Raw genomic sequence first — 17632 nt, 5'->3', positions numbered from 1 at the left:
CCCTATGGGACTACGTCGGTTCTGTGGGAGTGAGGCTTGCCCGCGATACAAGCACCGCGGTCTATCTGATAAACCGCGGCGCCCTTATCGCGGGCAAGCCTCGCTCCCACAGGTTCCGGTGCGATTCGGCGATTTCATTTTTGGTGGAGGGTTTTCACACAGCCTGCACCGAGGCTGTTACCGCCTTTTAGCCGCGCCCTTCTCGCTCCCTTACCCCCAACAGATAAAGCACGCCATCCAGACCCAGGGTCGAAATCGCCTGCTTGGCTGACTGCTTGACCAGCGGTTTGGCGCGAAACGCGACGCCCAGACCTGCGATGGCGAGCATTGGCAAGTCGTTGGCGCCGTCGCCCACCGCGATGGTCTGTTCAAGACTCAAACCTTCCTTCGCCGCCAGCTCCCGCAACAAATCAGCCTTGCGCTGTGCATTGACGATAGGCTCGATGGCCACGCCTGTGCACTTGCCATCCACGACTTCCAGCTCGTTGGCGAAGACATAGTCGATACCAAGTCTGGCCTGCAATTGCTTGGCAAAGTAAGTGAAGCCGCCGGACAGAATCGCCGTTTTGTAGCCCAGACGCTTGAGCTCGGCAAAAAGAACCTCGGTCCCTTCCGTCAAGCGCAGCGAAGCACCAATCTCATCCAGCACGCTGACGTCCAGACCTTTAAGCAAAGCCAGACGCTCTTTGAAGCTGGCACTGAAATCCAGTTCGCCACGCATGGCGCGCTCGGTGATTTCCGAAACCCGGTCGCCCACCCCGTGAGCTTTGGCCAACTCATCGATCACTTCGGCTTCGATCAGGGTCGAGTCCATGTCGAATACCGCCAGACGACGATTGCGGCGGTACAGCGAGTCCTGCTGGAAAGCAATGTCCACGTTCAACTCTTGAGCAGCTTGCAGGAATTCAGCCTGCAAGGCCTTGGTGTCAGCGGGCTCGCCACGCACGGAAAATTCGACGCAACCTTTGCCTTGATCAGTAGAAGCGTCCAGCGGCATGCGTTTGGACAAACGATCAATCTTGTCAATGTTCAGGCCGTGTTGCGCGGTGATGGCGCTGACACGTTGCAATTGCCCGGCAGTGATCTTACGGGTCAGCAGCGTCACGATGTGTCGCGGGCTGCCTTGGTCATCTACCCACTTCTGATAGTCCGCCTCGGACACAGGTGTAATGCGCACCTGTTGATCCAGCTTATGCGCCGCAGCCTGAATGTCCGCGAGGACCGAAGCCCCCTGCTCAGTACCAGGGATTTCGACAAGAATGCCGAACGACATGACGTCGTGAATCACCGCCTGGCCAATATCAAGGATGCTCACGCCACCGTTGGCAAGCACGCCGGTGATGGTCGCAGTGAGACCGGGACGGTCTTCACCGGTGATGTTAATCAGGACGATTTCGCGCAAGGGACACCCCAGCAGTGGAAAAAAACCGCATTCTAACCACTTTCAGTGACCATCGGGCGAAGGCAGCGCTTTGCCGCCACTGGGTCGGTCGTTATACTGCGCGGCAACTTCTTCGAAAGAGCCGTGCTCTGTGAACCGGCCTAAGCCTGTTAAAACCGATAATTTCTTCCTGCTGATCTTCCGTGCACTGCGTCATCGCCGTGTACCGATTGCATTGCGCATCGCTAGCCATAACGTGATTCTCGTCTCCCTGGCGCTGATGATCTACGCCGGTGTGATGGGCTTGCAGTTCAAGCAGGCCATGCATGAGCAGGCCGATGCGCTGGGGCAGGCACTCACCACGCAAACTGCGACCTCCGCCACGGAGCTGCTGGTGTCCAACGACATCCTCAGCCTTAACGTGCTGTTGGGTAATCTGGTGAAGAACCCGCTCGTGGCGCATGCCGCGATCTACAGCGTCGATAATCGTATTCTTGCGGAAGCCGGTCAGCGTCCGAAAAACGGTCTGCTGGGTGAGGCCGAAGGGCTTTACGAAATCAAGATTACCTTCCAGGACACAATGGCCGGGCATCTGCGCATCAGCCTGGACATGTCCCAATTCCAGCAGCCGATGACCATCAGCCTGCAAAGCATGGGCATCCTGGCAGGTATCCTGCTGGCGCTCGCCCTGGCGCTGAGCCTGCGTCTGGGCCGGCACATTTCTACTCCGCTGCTGCAATTGCGAATCTGGCTGCGTGATATCGATCCGTACACCCCGGCCATCGAGCGTCAGGACGAAATCGGTGATCTGGCCCGCCAGTTGCGCACGTCCTTTGCACCGCCGATGCCGGAACCGGAGCCCGAACCAGAGCAGGAATACGCCGAGGACGAGTCGGATGACCACTATGCTGAAGATGAAGCCGTAGAGCCCGCAGCCAAAAGCCGCTCTGCCCGCGAGCCAGGTTTTGACGAGGCGCCCAAGCCACGCCTGCCCGCGCCGCCCGTACAGCGCCGTCTGGTTGCCGAAGAAGATGAAGAAGACGAGGACGACCCGTTTGCCGACCTGCGCGACAGTTCCGATGCCGCGCCTCAGGTCAGTAGAGCTGTGGCTCCGAGTACGCCGCAACCTAGCGCCGTGCTGGCCGTACAGCTCGGTTCGCAGGATCAACTACGTCGTTTGCCCCGGGCTCGCCTGACGGAGCTGCTGCAACGCTATCGCGATTGTCTGGATCAGGCTTCGTCGCTTTACGAAGGCGAGCTGCATACCCTGAACGATGGCAGCACACTGATGCTGTTCCACAGCCAGGAAAGCGGTGACGACTACCTCACCAACGCTATTTGCTGCGGCGAGCTGTTGCGTGCGCTGAGCCATGCATTGCAGATCGAGGTCGCAGACAGCGGCATCACCCTGCAATTGCAGCTGGGTCTGACGCTGGGCGAAGGTCTGGCAGGTCTGAGCCAGATAGACTTGCTGCTGACTGAAACCGCACAGGATGCCTTGGCCCTGTCGCAGCACAGTCGCAACCTGTTGCTGGTAGAGCGCAAGATCAATGACGACGCACTGATCCGTCAGCGCGCCCGTATCCGCCCGATTGCGAGTCCTGAAGGCGCTTGCTGCGTAGAGCGTCTGATGGAGCCTTACCCATCGATGCTAGAGCGCCAGTTGGCGCGTATGCATGAGACGGCACGCAAGGTGTGATCTGAACCTTGCTAGCTCTGCCATAACGGTAGGAGCGAACTTGTTCGCGAGGGGCCATTCAGGAAAAGCATCATTGGATGACCCTCCGCCTCGCCAACAAGTTGGCTCCTACAGGAGCACAACCCTGATCACCACCCACAAAAAAGCCCGCATCGCTGCGGGCTTTTTGTTTGCGCCAATCCTAGAAGCGGAACACTTCAAGATCAGTACGTATCGGTGAAGCCATTGGAATCTTTGGTTTATCAGGCTCTTTGGCGCGAGCTACCGGGGCTTTCTTCGGTTCTTCCAGAGGCTGCCAGGAAATCGGCTTGACCGCAGAACTCACCTGATCCGCCAGACGCTGAAGCAGCAGGCCTTGGGCACGCACCTGATCGGCAGATGTCCCGGCATGCAGCTCTTCAAGGTGCACAATCCGGCTGTCACGAACATTGCCCTTGCGGTCCACCAGACGCCATTGGGCATCGAGAATCGCAGGCTGCTTCGCGCCCGAGTCCAGACGGCTGATGGACAATACCACTTGCACATCAGGCGTGAAGTTTGCCGCAGCGGGAGCCAGCACCACGCGCTGGCTGTCCAGCTTCCACGCCAGTTGGCGCAGCAGCAGTTGGTCGATATCCGAAGACAGGCTACCTGCCCAACGACCGTCGGTCGAAGCGGTCAGGCTACCGTCAGGCTGACGCTGCAACAGCGTTTCGCGCTGCAGGTAATCCGCCACTGAGACTGGCCCCAGTAAAACTGCCAGGCCCTTATTGTGCGTAGGTTGCCCCGGTGTGCCGCTGTCGAGCTGATAAAGCGAGGTCGGTTGGTTAACACTGCAACCAGCCAGACCCAAAACACCGGTCATCAACAAAACAAAGGGAAGGCGTAGAAGATTCATCGTCCCATCCAGGTGGCCGCCGTCAAGCAAGCCACAGTGTATAACTCAACAAAAGTCGTGCAGGCACTCAGCCACGCTTGCGCCTCGAGACGTCATATCATCCGTGAATATGCGTCATGACTCCAGCGATTATGCGTCGATCTTCATGGCAAAACGAAGACCGATAGCTCTAAACGAGGATTAAGAGGCGTTTTCCACCAAAAGCGCATCGACCCTCTGGAAGCCTCGCGGCAGTTTATTACCCCGACGTCCACGCTCCCCCTTGTAATGCTCCAGATCATCAGGCTTGAGTGACAGGTTACGTTTGCCTGCCTGCAAGACCAGTGTCGAACCTTGCGGTATGACGGCGACATCAGTCACATATTCTTCACGACTGGCCACTCGATCACCCGGAATCCCGATGATCTTGTTGCCCTTGCCTTTGCTCAATTGCGGAAGGTCACTGATCTTGAAGATCAGCAGACGTCCTTCAGTGGTCACAGCGGCGAGCCAGTTTTGCTCGCGATCAGCCACTGGACGCGGCTGCATCACCTTGGCCCCTTTCGGCAGGCTCAACAGCGCCTTGCCTGCCTTGTTTTTGGCCTGCAGATCCTCGCCTTTGACCACAAAGCCGTAGCCAGCGTCCGATGCGATGACATAAAGCGCGTCATCTTCAGGCAGCAACACACATTCAAATGTCGCGCCCGGCGGTGGCTGAAGCTTGCCGGTCAACGGCTCGCCCTGTCCCCGCGCCGATGGCAAGGTGTGCGCCGCCAGCGAATAGCTGCGCCCGGTAGAGTCGATAAATACCGCGTATTGGTTGGAGCGGCCCATTGCAGCGGTCTGGAACCCGTCACCCGCCTTGTAGGAAAGCCCGGTCGCGTCGATATCGTGGCCTTTGGCAGAGCGTACCCAGCCTTTTTCCGACAGTACGACGGTCACTTTCTCATTCGGCAGCAGGTCATGCTCGGTCATGGCCTTGGCTTCGGCACGCTCCACTATAGGCGAGCGGCGGTCGTCGCCATAAGTTTCGGCATCTTTAAGCAGCTCGGTGCGGACCAGCTTCTTCAGCTTGGCTTCGCTGCCCAGCAGCGCCAATAATTTGGTTCGCTCTTTGTTCAGCTCATCCTGTTCATTGCGTAGCTTCATTTCTTCGAGACGCGCCAGCTGTCGCAGGCGGGTGTCCAGAATGTAGTCTGCCTGGATTTCGCTCAGCTCGAAGCGTTCGATCAGCTTCGCCTTCGGATGCTCCTCAGTACGGATGATATGGATCACTTCATCCAGATTGAGGTAAGCGATCAACAAACCGTCCAACAGGTGCAGGCGACGCTCCACCTTGTCCAGGCGGAATTGCAGGCGGCGACGCACCGTGCGGACACGGAACTCCAGCCACTCCACCAGCAATGCACGCAGGTTTTTAAGTTGCGGTTTGCCATCCAGACCAATGATGTTGATGTTGACCCTGTAGCTGGACTCCAGATCGGTGCTGGCAAACAGGTGCTGCATCAGCGCTTCGTGATCGACCCGGCTGTTCACCGGAATGATCACGATGCGGCAAGGGTTTTCGTGGTCCGACTCGTCACGCAGGTCCGCGACCTGCGGTGCTTTGGAAGGTTTGGCCTGCATCAGCCCGGCAATCTGCTCCAGCACCTTGGCGCCGGAAACCTGATGCGGCAGCGCCGTAACGATGATGTCGCCATCTTCCACGTGGTACACGGCGCGCATGCGCACCGAGCCCTTGCCGGTTTCGTACATTTTCAGCAGGTCGGCACGCGGCGTGATGATCTCTGCTTCAGTCGGGTAATCCGGGCCCTGAATGTGTTCAACCAGCTGTTCAACGGTGGCTTTCGGCTCATCAAGCAGACGAACACAGGCCGTAGCGACCTCACGCAGGTTATGCGGCGGCACGTCAGTGGCCATGCCAACGGCAATACCGGTGGTGCCGTTAAGGAGAATGTTCGGCAAACGTGCCGGCAAAACCGCCGGCTCGTCGAGAGTACCGTCGAAGTTCGGCACCCAGTCCGCAGTGCCCTGACCCAGTTCGCTGAGCAGTACTTCGGAGTAACGCGACAAGCGCGCTTCGGTGTAACGCATGGCCGCGAAGGATTTCGGATCATCCGGCGCACCCCAGTTGCCCTGGCCGTCTACCAGCGTGTAGCGGTAGCTGAACGGCTGGGCCATGAGCACCATGGCTTCATAACAGGCCGAGTCGCCGTGGGGGTGAAACTTGCCGAGCACGTCGCCGACTGTACGCGCCGACTTCTTGTGCTTGGAATCAGCGTCCAGGCCCAGCTCGCTCATGGCGTAGATGATGCGCCGCTGCACGGGCTTGAGGCCGTCGCCGATATGCGGCAAGGCACGGTCCATGATCACGTACATGGAGTAGTTGAGGTAGGCCTGTTCGGTGAAGTCAGCCAGTGACCGGCGTTCTACACCATCCAGGCTGAGGTCAAGGGAGTCGCTCATGCGGGCCTCATTATTTCGTGGTCTGACGCAGCAGCATGGTGCCGCCGCGCTGAGTGAATTCGAGTTGTTTCATTGCGCTCATACCCAGCAGCACTTGTTCTCCGTCCAGACCGGGCACCACCAGGGCGCGCACGTTGTGCAGGACAATGTCGCCCAGCTGCAGGCGCTCGATGGAAGTCCGAAAGCCTTCGCTGCGGCCATTGGCCGTGTTGACCCAGACCGGCGCACCGCGCTGCAACCGCAAGGTGTCGGCCACCTCGCCCGGAACCGCCACATCAGTGGCGCCGGTATCCAGCAAAAACTGCACGAGATGATCGTTGATCTTCCCGGTGCTGACAAAGTGCCCCTGGCGATTGCCCACCAATTGCACTTCGACGTAACCATCACCGTGCTGGGAGGTGACCACGGCGTTGGGATTTTCCTGTTTGTCTTCCCACTCACCAAAAAAGCGTGTCGCGAGAAACAGCCCCGCCGCCCAGGCAACGATCATCAGGACCTTTCCCGCCCGCTTGCCGGGAGGCTGCTGACTCACGGTTTAGCACTCCAGCCACCCGCCGGAGCCGCGAAACGCCACACAATCGGGCGTTCCTCGCCATCAGCGCGCTTGCCAAAATTGTTATCGACACCAATCCAGACACCCGTCTCGTCGACGGCCAGGGCTTCAGTCAGGCCAAACGCCTGATCATAAAGCCGATTCGGCATCAGGGCTTCTTTGGCGAACGACCAGCACTGCTCGGTCTTTCCGGTTTCCAGATCGCGCCGACAGATGCGATAAGCCGAACGCTCCAAGGTAAACAGCTTGCCGTTGAACAGTGACAGATCCGCGAAATCACGGGATACCGATTTGCCACCCACTTGAGGCGGCAACACTTCTTTGCCGGGTTCAGTCCGCAAGACGCAACTGCCTTTGCAGCGCCAGGCATCCGACTCGCGGCTGACTACCAGTAAACCGCGCTGCTCGCGTTCGGCAGCCAGCCACAAGCGATCACCCTGGGGGCTGACAGCCAAGCCTTCGAAAATGGCGTTGAAGTGTTGCAACATGCCCTTGGCACGCGCCTGTGCGACCAGCTCACTCGGCAATTTCAGCCAGGCCGGCTGTCCTTCCACAGGTACCTTGAGGACCTCGGCATGCGCTTCGCTGACAACATATTTATTGCCCGCCGCGTCGCAACTGATGCCTTCGAAATCCAGACTGCCGCCGCGGACGAAGGACGACAATTTGGCCAGCGAACGCAGGTTGGCGGGTAAATCGCTCTCCGGCGCAGGCGGTACATCAATCTTTTCCGACTGGGCCTGCCAGACGGTTTTCGTCATATCCATGCGGTAGAGCAAGTCGTCATCGCGGTCCGAAATCGCCAATAACTGGCCGTTGCACATCGCCAGCCCTGACAGGTTACCCCCGACCATGCTGTCTACCGGATGCTCGGATACGAGCGTCAGCTCTGGCAAAGGGGCTGCGAATACCGGAGCGGCCAGCAGAGTTGCAAGCAGCCCGGCCCACAACGCCATGCTGTAGGAGCGCGCTTGCCCGCGAATGGGTCGAGCAGGCGCAACATGCGTCGACTGATCCGCCGCGATCGCGGGCAAGCGTGCTCCTACAGCGGTCGTGCGTCCTACGCAGTCTTGTATCAAACGCGCAATTCTGTAGGAGCGCGCTTGCTCGCGATTCGGTCGATCAGTCACAACATGCGTCGACTGGCACACCCCCATCGCGGGCAAGCGCACTTCTGCAGGTTTGGCGCTATCGCGCGGTGTCAGGGACACCGGGGCGATTTGCATCAGGTCAGAACCTCGGCAAGGTTGCCTTTGGACTCCAGCCAGTTTTTGCGATCGCCGGCGCGCTTTTTGGCCAGCAACATGTCCATCATTTCCGAAGCCACCTCGAAATCATCCAGCGTCAGTTGCACCAGACGGCGAGTGTTCGGGTCCATGGTGGTTTCACGCAGCTGTGGCGGGTTCATTTCACCCAGACCTTTGAATCGAGTGACCTGCGGCTTGCCGCGTTTCTTCTCGGCCACCAGACGGTCCAGAATCCCGTCGCGCTCGGCTTCGTCCAGTGCGTAGTAAATCTCTTTACCCAAGTCGATGCGGTACAGCGGCGGCATGGCGACATACACGTGCCCTGCATCCACAAGCGGGCGGAAATGCTGGACGAACAACGCGCACAACAAGGTCGCAATGTGCAAACCATCGGAGTCGGCGTCGGCAAGGATGCAGATCTTGCCGTAGCGCAGCTGGCTCATGTCCGCGGCACCAGGATCGACACCTATGGCGACGGCAATGTTGTGGACTTCCTGGCTGGCAAGCACTTCGCCGCCATCGACTTCCCACGTGTTGAGGATCTTGCCGCGCAACGGCAGGATCGCCTGAAACTCCTTGTCCCGTGCTTGCTTGGCCGAACCGCCAGCGGAATCACCTTCCACGAGGAACAGCTCGGAGCGCATCGGGTCTTGCCCGGCGCAATCAGCCAACTTGCCAGGCAACGCCGGACCTTGAGTAATGCGCTTGCGCTCGACCTTCTTGCTGGCTTTGAGACGGCGACCGGCGTTGTTTATCGCCAATTCGGCCAGTTGCATGCCCAGATCGGAGTTGGCGTTGAGCCACAGGCTGAAAGCGTCTTTGACGACACCTGACACAAACGCCGCCGCTTCACGAGAAGACAAGCGCTCTTTGGTCTGGCCGGAAAACTGCGGCTCCTGCATTTTCATCGAGAGCACGAATGCGATGCGTTCCCAGACGTCTTCCGGCGCGAGCTTCACGCCACGCGGCAGCAGATTGCGGTATTCGCAGAACTCGCGCATCGCATCGAGCAAGCCCTGACGCAGGCCGTTGACGTGAGTGCCGCCTTGCGCCGTCGGGATCAGGTTGACGTAGCTTTCCTGAACGCTGTCGCCGCCTTCAGGCAACCAGAGCAGCGCCCAGTCGACCGCTTCTTTATTACCAGCAAAACTACCGCAGAACGGTTCGTCCGGCAGGCGCAGGAAGTCGCTGACCGAGTCCTGCAAGTAGGAACGCAGGCCGTCTTCGTAATGCCATTCGACTTTCTCGCCTGTGGCTTTGTCCTCAAAGCTGACCAGCAGCCCCGGACACAGTACGGCCTTGGCCTTGAGCACATGCTTGAGACGGCTGACCGAAAACTTCGGGGTATCGAAATACTTGGGGTCCGGCGAGAAATAAACGCTCGTCCCGGTGTTGCGTTTACCGACCGTCCCGACAACTTCCAGCTCCGACGCCTTGTAGCCGTCGGTGAAGGACATTTCGTATTCGTTGCCATCGCGCTTGACCCGAACCTTGACCAGGGTCGACAACGCGTTGACCACGGAAATACCCACACCGTGAAGACCGCCGGAGAACTGGTAGTTCTTGTTGGAGAACTTGCCGCCCGCGTGAAGCTTGGTGAGGATCAGCTCGACACCCGAAACGCCTTCCTCCGGGTGAATATCCACCGGCATGCCGCGACCATCGTCGGACACTTCCAGCGAGTTATCGGCATGCAGGATGACCTGCACCGATTTGGCATGCCCGGCCAGCGCTTCGTCGACGCTGTTGTCGATGACTTCCTGGGCAAGGTGGTTCGGTCGCGAAGTGTCGGTGTACATGCCCGGACGCTTTCGAACCGGGTCGAGGCCCGAGAGGACTTCGATGGCGTCTGCGTTATAAGAGCTAGCGCTGGGATTGGCCATGGGGTCTCGTCATCAGTTGTTCGTGGGGTTACAGAGTTGAAAACCTGTAGGAGCTGCCGAAGGCTGCGATCCGCCTAAGCCAGGCTTTCGAACCAATCGCAGCCTTCGGCAGCTCCTACATTTAATCCGGCTATACATTCAAAGCGTCGAAACATCCACCGCCTGTAACAACTCAGGGGCGAATCCGGCAAAGCTCAACAATGCGGGCAATTGCCCGGCAAAGCCTTGGTAACTGTGGTCGCCGCCGGCCTGAATACGCAAGGCGCATGCACGATAAAACGATTCGGCGCGGCGATAATCAAGGGTCTCATCCCCGGTTTGCAGCCAGACCTGAATACGCGTGGGGTCCTGAGGTGCTGGTACTTCCAGTTCGGCCAGAGCCTTGACGTGGTCGTGGGTCAGCTCCCAGGTTTCGCCGGTATAAAGGTTTTGCTGCGTACCGACAAATCCGTCGAACAGCTGGTGCGGGTTGACTGCCGGGTTGATCAGCACGGCTTTGAGGCCGTGACGCTGCGCCAGGTGCGTCGCATAGTAGCCGCCGAGCGAGCTGCCGACCAGCAATGGCCGCCCCAGTTCTTCGATAGCGGATTCGAGCTGAACCATGGCGTGACGCGGATGGTGATGCAACTCAGGGACACGCACCTGCTCACTCAACCCCAGCGAGCGCATCAGCGCGATCAATTGAGTAGCTTTTTTCGACAGCGCCGAACTGTTCAGGCCGTGGATATAAAGCAGTGTGGGGTTTTCGCTGGTCACGCCGTCCGCTCCTGAATCACTGAGTGGTGCAAAGCCGCGCAGTTTACAGGGACTAACGCTGAAAGACTCGCACAGGTGTGTATCACGCCAAAAAGATCAGTAGCCCTTGCCGCCGTAATCCACTTCGAAATCCAGGCCAACCACCCGGGATACGCCGGTTTCCAGCGTCCCATCGTTGTAAAGACGCAGCCAGCGGTAGCCTGGAGCGGTGGTATCAACTTTGAAATCAACGCTACCGGGCGCGAACTGAATGCAGGTTGAAGGCGAAGCCAGCAGCCGGACGGTATCGCGCATCTGGTCGTATTCCTGATGAACATGCCCCCAGAGCACTGCTCGCACCTGTGGAAAACGCTCCAGGACCGCAAACAGCGCATCGGGATTGCGCAGGCCGATAGGGTTCATCCACTCGCAGCCAATTGGCACCGGATTGTGATGCAGACACACCAGATGATGTCGCTCGGGCGCTTCACTCAATGACTGGACCAGCAGCTGCAGCTGTTGATCGCTCAAATAACCGGGTACGGAACCCGGCACCGAGGAGTCCAGCAACGTCACTCGCCAACTGCCAATATCGATGACCGGGTCGAGCAAGTCGCTTTGCTGCGCGGCCTGGAGCATTTCCCGGGATTCATCATGATTGCCGGGGAACCAGCGTTTCGGCGCATCGATCTCCCCACTCAGCCGACGGAACGCTTCATAAGACTCAACGCTGCCGTCTTGGGAAACATCGCCACTGGCAACCACCAGATCGACCTGCGGCTGTTCGGCCAGCACCAATTCGATGACTTTCTGCAGACTGTCGCGGGTACACATCCCCAGCAACGTACCGTCCGCATTGGCGAACAAATGGCTGTCGGACAGCTGGACCAGCAGGACTGAATCGTTAACGGGGGCGTTTGGCAAAGCCATCTCCTTGGGCAGAGTCTGGCGATTATGGTGGGAAGCGATCAGGTCGGCAAATACGGGAATGAGTGGCAGGTCTCAGTTACGATCGGTTGCAGCGAAGATTCTCTCTATTGGGGATCTCCGTGAATCGACGCCTGGGTTCTGACATGGCGCTGTCGTGAAGCAAACGGATGAGCCTGGTAGGAGCCAACTTGTTGGCGAGACGTCAGACCTGCATCGTGAAAAATTCCGCTTCGCCAACAAGTTAGCTCCTACCAGATCTGCGTTTAAATCCATTATTGAAGTGATGTTTCATGAGAGCGCACTAGCGCTGCGAGGCGGCGATCGGGTATGTCAGACAGGGCGCCATCGCTGCCTCGCGGTGCTCGTGAGCTCCTACAGGACCGTTGCGCACCTGTTAAATTAATATCACCGCACCGCTTCAAACTCATGCCCGCACGCCAGGCAATGGCTCAGCCACTCTCCCAAAAACAGATTCAACTGGGCTTTTTCATCCGGCTGATGCATCTCCGCATTGGGATACGGATAGATCCCCCGAAAGCGCCGCGCATGTTCAGCGCCGATGACTTCGGCCATGCGCGCGTCGTGGTAGACCTGGACTTCCAGGCTGGGCACCGGCAGCCACGGCAGGCTGTGTTCCTGGCGGACTTGCAGGGTCGTGGTGTAAGGACAATCGAGAAGTACTTCAACCGCCAGCACGCCGAGCATTTGATCGCCCTGGGTTACTGCCACCCGGCGTGAGCGTTGTTCGTTGCGCATGTCCGGCAACAATCGCATCAAGCGCGCATAGTTGGCCTCGCAGGCGGCTTGCAGCCCGGCGAGGTCAACACGATAGCGCTCGCGCAATGGATTCACGACCATAACCCCCTGACTTCAGCACGATTCAACGCCAGCCATTGCAGCGCAATAATCGTCGAAGCATTGATAATTCGCCCGTCACGTACGGCTTGCAGTGCGTCATCGAACGACCAGACGGTGACGCGGATATCTTCACCCTCAGACTCCAGTCCGTGCAATCCCCCTGCACCCTCGCTTTCACAACGCCCTAAGTACAGATGAACGAACTCATCGCTGCCACCCGGCGACGGAAAGTATTTAGTGATAGGCCACAAAGCGCTGAAGACGATATCAGCTTCCTCTTCGGCCTCACGGTGGGCAACCTCTTCAGGCTGCTCATCTTTGTCGATCAAACCGGCGACCAGCTCAATCAGCCAAGGGTTGGCAGTCTTGTTCAGCGCACCAACGCGAAACTGCTCGATCAAGACCACTTCGTCACGTTTGGCGTCATACGGCAGGACACACACCGCGTCGTGGCGTACAAACAGCTCGCGACTGATTTCCTTGCTCAGACCACCGGCAAACAGCTCGTGACGCAGGATCACTTTGTCCAGTCTATAAAAGCCCTGAAAGCAGTTTTCCCGTTTGGTGATTTCAAACGCTGTCGGGGTCGATCGGGTCGGGTCGGTCATGGGCTTCTCGCTTCGGGTAAATCGTGACGTGACGCCATCCTAACGCGCATCGCCAACCAGATGCAGCCCCCTCTTGAACATGCAGGGTAGACGGGTGATGGCGAAACGAACTCTAATCCGCCCAGCGGCGAACCGATGCCACCGTTTGCAGTCCAAGCAGCCTGAACTCGAACAACGTAACCGTCTTCATTGCCACCGCAAAGGATCAACATGTCGTTATTGAGGATCGCTTCACTGGCTTGCCTGGCACTTATGCTGGGCGCGTGTCAGAGCCTGTTCCAACCCAATTACCGTGCGCCCCTGCAAGTGCAGCGCGATGCGTCCGAGCTGATCAAGCCGGGCTGTACGGCCGCCGATTGCCCGCTGGTGAATATCGACACTGTGCACTTCCCCGATGAGCCCAAGCTGGACGCCATCGTGCAGAAGACCCTGCTGCAACTGACTCGTACGGATTCCAGCGGACCGCTGCCGGTCTCGCTCAAAGCGTATCAAGAGCAATACCTGCGTGATTCCCAAGGCCGCAACGCCAGCTATTTGCAAGCCAAGGTACGCGAGCAACATGACGGTATCGTAGTCGTCGAACTGTCCAGCTATCTGGAGACCGGCGGTGCACACGGCGTTCCAGGTCGCGCGTTCATCAACTACTCACGCCCGCAAGAGAAAGTGCTGACCCTGGCCGATATGATTGTGCCGGGCAAGGAAGGCGAGTTCTGGCAGAAGGCCGAACTGGCGCATCAGGGCTGGTTGTTGTCGACCAAAATGAACGAAGACCCTGAGTTCATGAAAACTTGGCCGTTCAAACGCACCCCGCACATCGCCCTGACGTACGGCGCGTTCATCCTCAAGTATCAGGTGGACACCATCGCGCCTTACTCCATGGGCCACATCGAGCTGAAGATTCCTTATCCACAGCTCAATGGCATTCTCAAACCGGAGCTGTTCCCCGGTCGCGGTTGAGATTTTTACCCGGCAACTTTTTTACCCAGCAACAACTGCAGCACGCCAGCGACGATGAGCGCTGGCAGTGTTGCGCCGATATCCGGATAAAGATTGGCCAGCAAGTGGTAGGTGCTGACCCCGCCCAGCCAGGCCAGCAACGTCATCCATTGAAATCCGACATTAGCCGCCCCGCTTTTGCGTCCTCGCAGCACAAAGTGATCCACCAGCACCACGCCAAACAACGGCGCGAACACCGAGCCGATGAGCAGCAGGAAGTTCTGATACTGCGCTAACGGTGCAAAACAGGCGATAAGTGTGCAGATGACGCCAATCGCTAACGCCAGATGCTCGACTTTCAGCCCTGAAAGCATCCCGCTGGATACTGCCGCCGAGTGAATATCGGCAAAAGCGTTTTCCGACTCGTCGAGCAGGATCAGCAGCAATGGAATCCCCAACCCCGCCCCTGCCAGCGCCAACAACAGAGCATTGACTTCCCCACTCGGCGCGAACGCCAGGGTATAAGCAACGCCCAGGCTCATCAGCCAGAAATTACCGATGAAGAACCCCAGCGCGGTGCCGCCGAAGACATTTTTTGCGCGCTTGCCGAAGCGTGAGTAATCAGCAATCAGTGGCAGCCATGACAGCGGCATGGCGATAGCAATGTCAAAGCCAACGGCAAAGGGCAAAGATCCGTCACCAGCCTGAGCCCAAAGGGCGGCCAGATCAGCCTTGGCGAACAGATTCCAGGTCAGCCACAGGCAAGCCGCCAGCAACAGCCAGATGCCCCACTTACGCAGGATCTGCCGGACAAATGTCAACGGGCCACTGACCGCCAGCAATGTCGCCAGCCCACCGAAGAACAAGGTCCAGAGCAGCGGACTGGTCCACGGGCTGCCTTCGCCAAAAGCGCGGGTGCCCAGCAGACTGGCGGCATCGCGCATGACGATGATTTCGAACGAACCCCAACCGATCAACTGCAACAGGTTGAGCAGCGCGGGCAGTGAGGCGCCTTTGCTACCCAGGCTGACTTTCAGCGCGGCCATGGACGACAAACCGGTGTCGCTGCCGATCACGCCGACCGCGGCCAGCAGCAATACGCCCACCAGCGTGCCCAGGAAGATCGCCATCAACGAACCCGACAGGCCCAGCCCTGGCGCCAACAACGCGCCGGTTTGCAGGACCATCAGACCAATGCCGAGGGAAAACCACAGAGAAAACAGATCACGCCCGCCGAAGACGCGCTTTTCTGCGGGAACAGGGGAATCGGGTGAGTAGGTGCTGGGGGTGGTCATGGGGGGGGCTCGCAAATGATCAGCTGGAACGCGGACCTGTGGGAGCGAGGCTTGCCCGCGATAAGGCTGGACGCGGTTTACTTTAGATCGCGTAGGACCTTATCGCGGGCAAGCCTCGCTCCCACAGGAGATTGGCTCCAGCAGGTTTATCTAATGAAATAAATCAGACCTTCTTGTAAAGCTGGCTGCCTTCCTGCTTGAAGCGCTCGGCCTGTTCCGCCAGCCCTTGGGCGACGTCCAGGTCAATGGCTTCAATCTTCTGGTTGGCCGCGTACTCACGCACTTCCTGAGTGATTTTCATCGAGCAGAATTTCGGCCCGCACATGGAGCAGAAATGCGCGACCTTGGCGGAGTCTTTTGGCAGGGTTTCGTCGTGATACGAACGTGCGGTGTCCGGGTCCAGACCAAGGTTGAACTGGTCTTCCCAGCGGAATTCAAAACGCGCCTTGCTCAGTGCGTTATCACGGATCTGCGCGCCCGGATGGCCCTTGGCAAGGTCCGCCGCATGTGCCGCGATCTTGTAGGTGATGATCCCTGTCTTCACGTCATCCTTGTTCGGCAGGCCCAAGTGCTCTTTGGGTGTGACGTAACAAAGCATCGCGCAACCGAACCAGCCGATCATCGCCGCACCAATACCCGAGGTGATGTGGTCGTAACCCGGCGCAATATCCGTGGTCAGCGGGCCGAGGGTGTAGAACGGCGCTTCGTCACAGCACTCAAGCTGCTTGTCCATGTTCTCTTTGATCAACTGCATCGGCACATGGCCCGGGCCTTCGATCATGGTCTGCACGTCGTGCTTCCAGGCGATTTTGGTCAGTTCACCCAGAGTTTCCAGCTCACCGAATTGCGCGGCGTCGTTGGCATCGGCAATTGATCCCGGACGCAGGCCATCGCCCAGCGAGAAGCTGACGTCGTAGGCCTTCATGATTTCGCAGATGTCTTCAAAGTGCGTGTAGAGGAAGTTTTCCTTGTGATGCGCCAGGCACCACTTGGCCATGATCGAACCGCCACGGCTGACGATGCCGGTGACGCGTTTGGCCGTCAGTGGCACGTAGCGCAGCAATACACCGGCGTGAATCGTGAAGTAATCGACGCCCTGCTCCGCCTGCTCGATCAGCGTGTCACGGAACAGCTCCCACGTCAGGTCTTCGGCGGCGCCGCCAACTTTTTCCAGCGCCTGATAGATCGGCACCGTACCGATCGGCACTGGCGAGTTACGGATGATCCACTCACGGGTTTCGTGAATGTGTTTGCCCGTGGACAAGTCCATGACCGTGTCCGAGCCCCAGCGAATACCCCAGGTCAGTTTTGCGACTTCCTCTTCGATGGAAGAACCCAGCGCGCTGTTGCCGATGTTGCCGTTGATCTTCACCAGGAAGTTGCGGCCAATGATCATCGGCTCCAGCTCGGTGTGGTTGATGTTGGCCGGGATGATTGCGCGACCGCGAGCGATTTCTTCGCGCACGAACTCAGCGGTGATTTCTTTGGGGATGTTCGCGCCGAAGCTATGCCCGGCGTGTTGCTGAGTGAGCAGACCGGCAGCACGGGCTTCTTGCAGCTTCATATTTTCGCGGATGGCGACGTATTCCATCTCCGCCGTGATGATGCCCTGACGCGCGTAATGCATCTGGCTCACGTTGGCCCCGGCCTTGGCTCGACGAGGGTTGCGTACGTGGGCGAAACGCAGACGGGTCAGCTCGGCATCGGCCAGTCGCTGCTGGCCGAAGTTCGACGTCAGGCCGTCGAGACGCTCGGTGTCGTTGCGCGAGTCGATCCACGGCGAACGCACGTCGGCTAGGCCTTTGCGCACATCAATGACGACGTTCGGGTCGGTGTAAGGACCCGACGTGTCGTAGACGGTGACCGGCGCATTGATCTCGCCGCCAAAATCGGTCGGTGTGACATCAAGATGGATTTCGCGCATGGGCACGCGGATGTCCGGGCGAGAGCCCTGAACATAGATTTTTTGCGAGCGGGTAAACGGCTGCACCGATCCAGAGTCGACTTGTGCGGACTCACTCAGGTTGGCGGCATTTTTTGGATTTGTACTCATCACGGGCTCTCCAGACATCATCCAGCGGCGGATTAATTGTCGGAGCGAACCTGAAGACGGAAAGACGCACCAAGGCTGGTGCTGAGTATCGAGCGGAGAGTGTTGATTCATTTCCAGCTTTCAGAAATGAAC

General features: G+C 58.6%; 14 protein-coding genes. 2 read left to right on the top strand and 12 right to left on the bottom strand.

What is annotated here, in order from left to right; all coding sequences use genetic code 11:
* Positions 1-187: 187 nt before the first annotated feature.
* A complete protein-coding gene (gene serB, locus K3169_RS03605) occupies positions 188-1402 on the bottom strand; it encodes a phosphoserine phosphatase SerB (protein WP_263270002.1) in 1215 nt (404 codons plus the stop codon).
* Between the two features lie 130 nt (positions 1403-1532).
* Between serB and K3169_RS03600 the strand changes: the two genes are divergently transcribed.
* Complete coding sequence (locus tag K3169_RS03600) at positions 1533-3080, top strand: AhpA/YtjB family protein (protein WP_263270000.1); 1548 nt, start codon at positions 1533-1535, stop codon at positions 3078-3080.
* Positions 3081-3261: 181 nt separating this feature from the next.
* Here the strand turns inward: K3169_RS03600 and K3169_RS03595 are convergent, their stop codons facing one another.
* The 9 genes from K3169_RS03595 to K3169_RS03555 all read right to left on the bottom strand — a co-directional run bounded on the left by K3169_RS03595 (position 3262) and on the right by K3169_RS03555 (position 13216).
* On the bottom strand, positions 3262-3957 hold the full coding sequence (locus K3169_RS03595; RefSeq protein ID WP_027902524.1) for a membrane integrity-associated transporter subunit PqiC: 696 nt from the start codon (positions 3955-3957) through the stop codon (positions 3262-3264).
* Between the two features lie 180 nt (positions 3958-4137).
* The gene (gene parC, locus K3169_RS03590) at positions 4138-6402 is read right to left on the bottom strand and encodes a DNA topoisomerase IV subunit A (protein WP_122707335.1); all 2265 of its coding nucleotides are present in this window, start codon (positions 6400-6402) and stop codon (positions 4138-4140) included.
* Between the two features lie 10 nt (positions 6403-6412).
* Positions 6413-6892 (bottom strand): TIGR02281 family clan AA aspartic protease, encoded by a 480-nt coding sequence (locus tag K3169_RS03585; RefSeq protein WP_264760247.1) that lies wholly within the window; start codon positions 6890-6892, stop codon positions 6413-6415.
* 38 nt (positions 6893-6930) lie between these two features.
* A complete protein-coding gene (locus K3169_RS03580; RefSeq protein ID WP_263272210.1) occupies positions 6931-7911 on the bottom strand; it encodes an esterase-like activity of phytase family protein in 981 nt (326 codons plus the stop codon).
* 269 nt (positions 7912-8180) lie between these two features.
* Positions 8181-10085 carry a DNA topoisomerase IV subunit B gene (parE, locus tag K3169_RS03575; protein ID WP_027902520.1) on the bottom strand — a complete coding sequence of 635 codons (1905 nt, stop codon included), beginning with the start codon at positions 10083-10085 and terminating at the stop codon, positions 8181-8183.
* A gap of 138 nt (positions 10086-10223) precedes the next feature.
* Positions 10224-10841, bottom strand: coding sequence for a YqiA/YcfP family alpha/beta fold hydrolase (locus tag K3169_RS03570; RefSeq protein WP_263269994.1), 618 nt, complete (start codon positions 10839-10841; stop codon positions 10224-10226).
* A 96-nt stretch (positions 10842-10937) separates the two neighbouring features.
* Positions 10938-11750, bottom strand: a complete 813-nt coding sequence (gene cpdA, locus K3169_RS03565) for a 3',5'-cyclic-AMP phosphodiesterase (RefSeq protein WP_263269993.1) — start codon at positions 11748-11750, stop codon at positions 10938-10940.
* 405 nt (positions 11751-12155) lie between these two features.
* Entirely contained in the window at positions 12156-12608 is a 453-nt protein-coding gene (locus tag K3169_RS03560; RefSeq protein ID WP_099267751.1) for a DUF1249 domain-containing protein, read from the bottom strand.
* Positions 12599-13216, bottom strand: coding sequence for an NUDIX domain-containing protein (locus K3169_RS03555; RefSeq protein WP_255885436.1), 618 nt, complete (start codon positions 13214-13216; stop codon positions 12599-12601). The genes K3169_RS03560 and K3169_RS03555 overlap by 10 nt, the downstream gene beginning before the upstream one ends.
* Positions 13217-13426: 210 nt before the next feature.
* Between K3169_RS03555 and K3169_RS03550 the strand changes: the two genes are divergently transcribed.
* Positions 13427-14173, top strand: coding sequence for an RsiV family protein (locus K3169_RS03550; RefSeq protein WP_122707345.1), 747 nt, complete (start codon positions 13427-13429; stop codon positions 14171-14173).
* Positions 14174-14178: 5 nt separating this feature from the next.
* On the opposite strand, the gene cytX is transcribed toward K3169_RS03550, so the two are convergent.
* Positions 14179-15447: a putative hydroxymethylpyrimidine transporter CytX gene (cytX, locus tag K3169_RS03545; RefSeq protein ID WP_263269992.1), complete on the bottom strand. Its 1269-nt coding sequence runs from the start codon at positions 15445-15447 to the stop codon at positions 14179-14181.
* 163 nt (positions 15448-15610) lie between these two features.
* The gene (gene thiC, locus K3169_RS03540; protein ID WP_122808414.1) at positions 15611-17500 is read right to left on the bottom strand and encodes a phosphomethylpyrimidine synthase ThiC; all 1890 of its coding nucleotides are present in this window, start codon (positions 17498-17500) and stop codon (positions 15611-15613) included.
* Between the last annotated feature and the right edge of the window lie 132 nt (positions 17501-17632).

Source organism: Pseudomonas phytophila (assembly GCF_025643095.1).
GTDB lineage: Bacteria > Pseudomonadota > Gammaproteobacteria > Pseudomonadales > Pseudomonadaceae > Aquipseudomonas > Aquipseudomonas quasicaspiana.
Note: the sequence above shows the minus strand (reverse complement) of the source record. Positions and strands in the feature narration are given on the sequence as shown.

Bases quoted from the DNA above. Each gene is read 5' to 3' on its own strand.
- K3169_RS03595 (WP_027902524.1), bottom strand. From the start codon at position 3,957: ATGAATCTTCTACGCCTTCCCTTTGTTTTGTTGATGACCGGTGTTTTG.
- parC (WP_122707335.1), bottom strand. From the start codon at position 6,402: ATGAGCGACTCCCTTGACCTCAGCCTGGATGGTGTAGAACGCCGGTCA.
- K3169_RS03585 (WP_264760247.1), bottom strand. From the start codon at position 6,892: ATGATCGTTGCCTGGGCGGCGGGGCTGTTTCTCGCGACACGCTTTTTT.
- K3169_RS03580 (WP_263272210.1), bottom strand. From the start codon at position 7,911: ATGGCGTTGTGGGCCGGGCTGCTTGCAACTCTGCTGGCCGCTCCGGTA.
- parE (WP_027902520.1), bottom strand. From the start codon at position 10,085: ATGGCCAATCCCAGCGCTAGCTCTTATAACGCAGACGCCATCGAAGTC.
- cpdA (WP_263269993.1), bottom strand. From the start codon at position 11,750: ATGGCTTTGCCAAACGCCCCCGTTAACGATTCAGTCCTGCTGGTCCAG.
- K3169_RS03560 (WP_099267751.1), bottom strand. From the start codon at position 12,608: ATGGTCGTGAATCCATTGCGCGAGCGCTATCGTGTTGACCTCGCCGGG.
- K3169_RS03555 (WP_255885436.1), bottom strand. From the start codon at position 13,216: ATGACCGACCCGACCCGATCGACCCCGACAGCGTTTGAAATCACCAAA.
- K3169_RS03550 (WP_122707345.1), top strand. From the start codon at position 13,427: ATGTCGTTATTGAGGATCGCTTCACTGGCTTGCCTGGCACTTATGCTG.
- cytX (WP_263269992.1), bottom strand. From the start codon at position 15,447: ATGACCACCCCCAGCACCTACTCACCCGATTCCCCTGTTCCCGCAGAA.
- thiC (WP_122808414.1), bottom strand. From the start codon at position 17,500: ATGAGTACAAATCCAAAAAATGCCGCCAACCTGAGTGAGTCCGCACAA.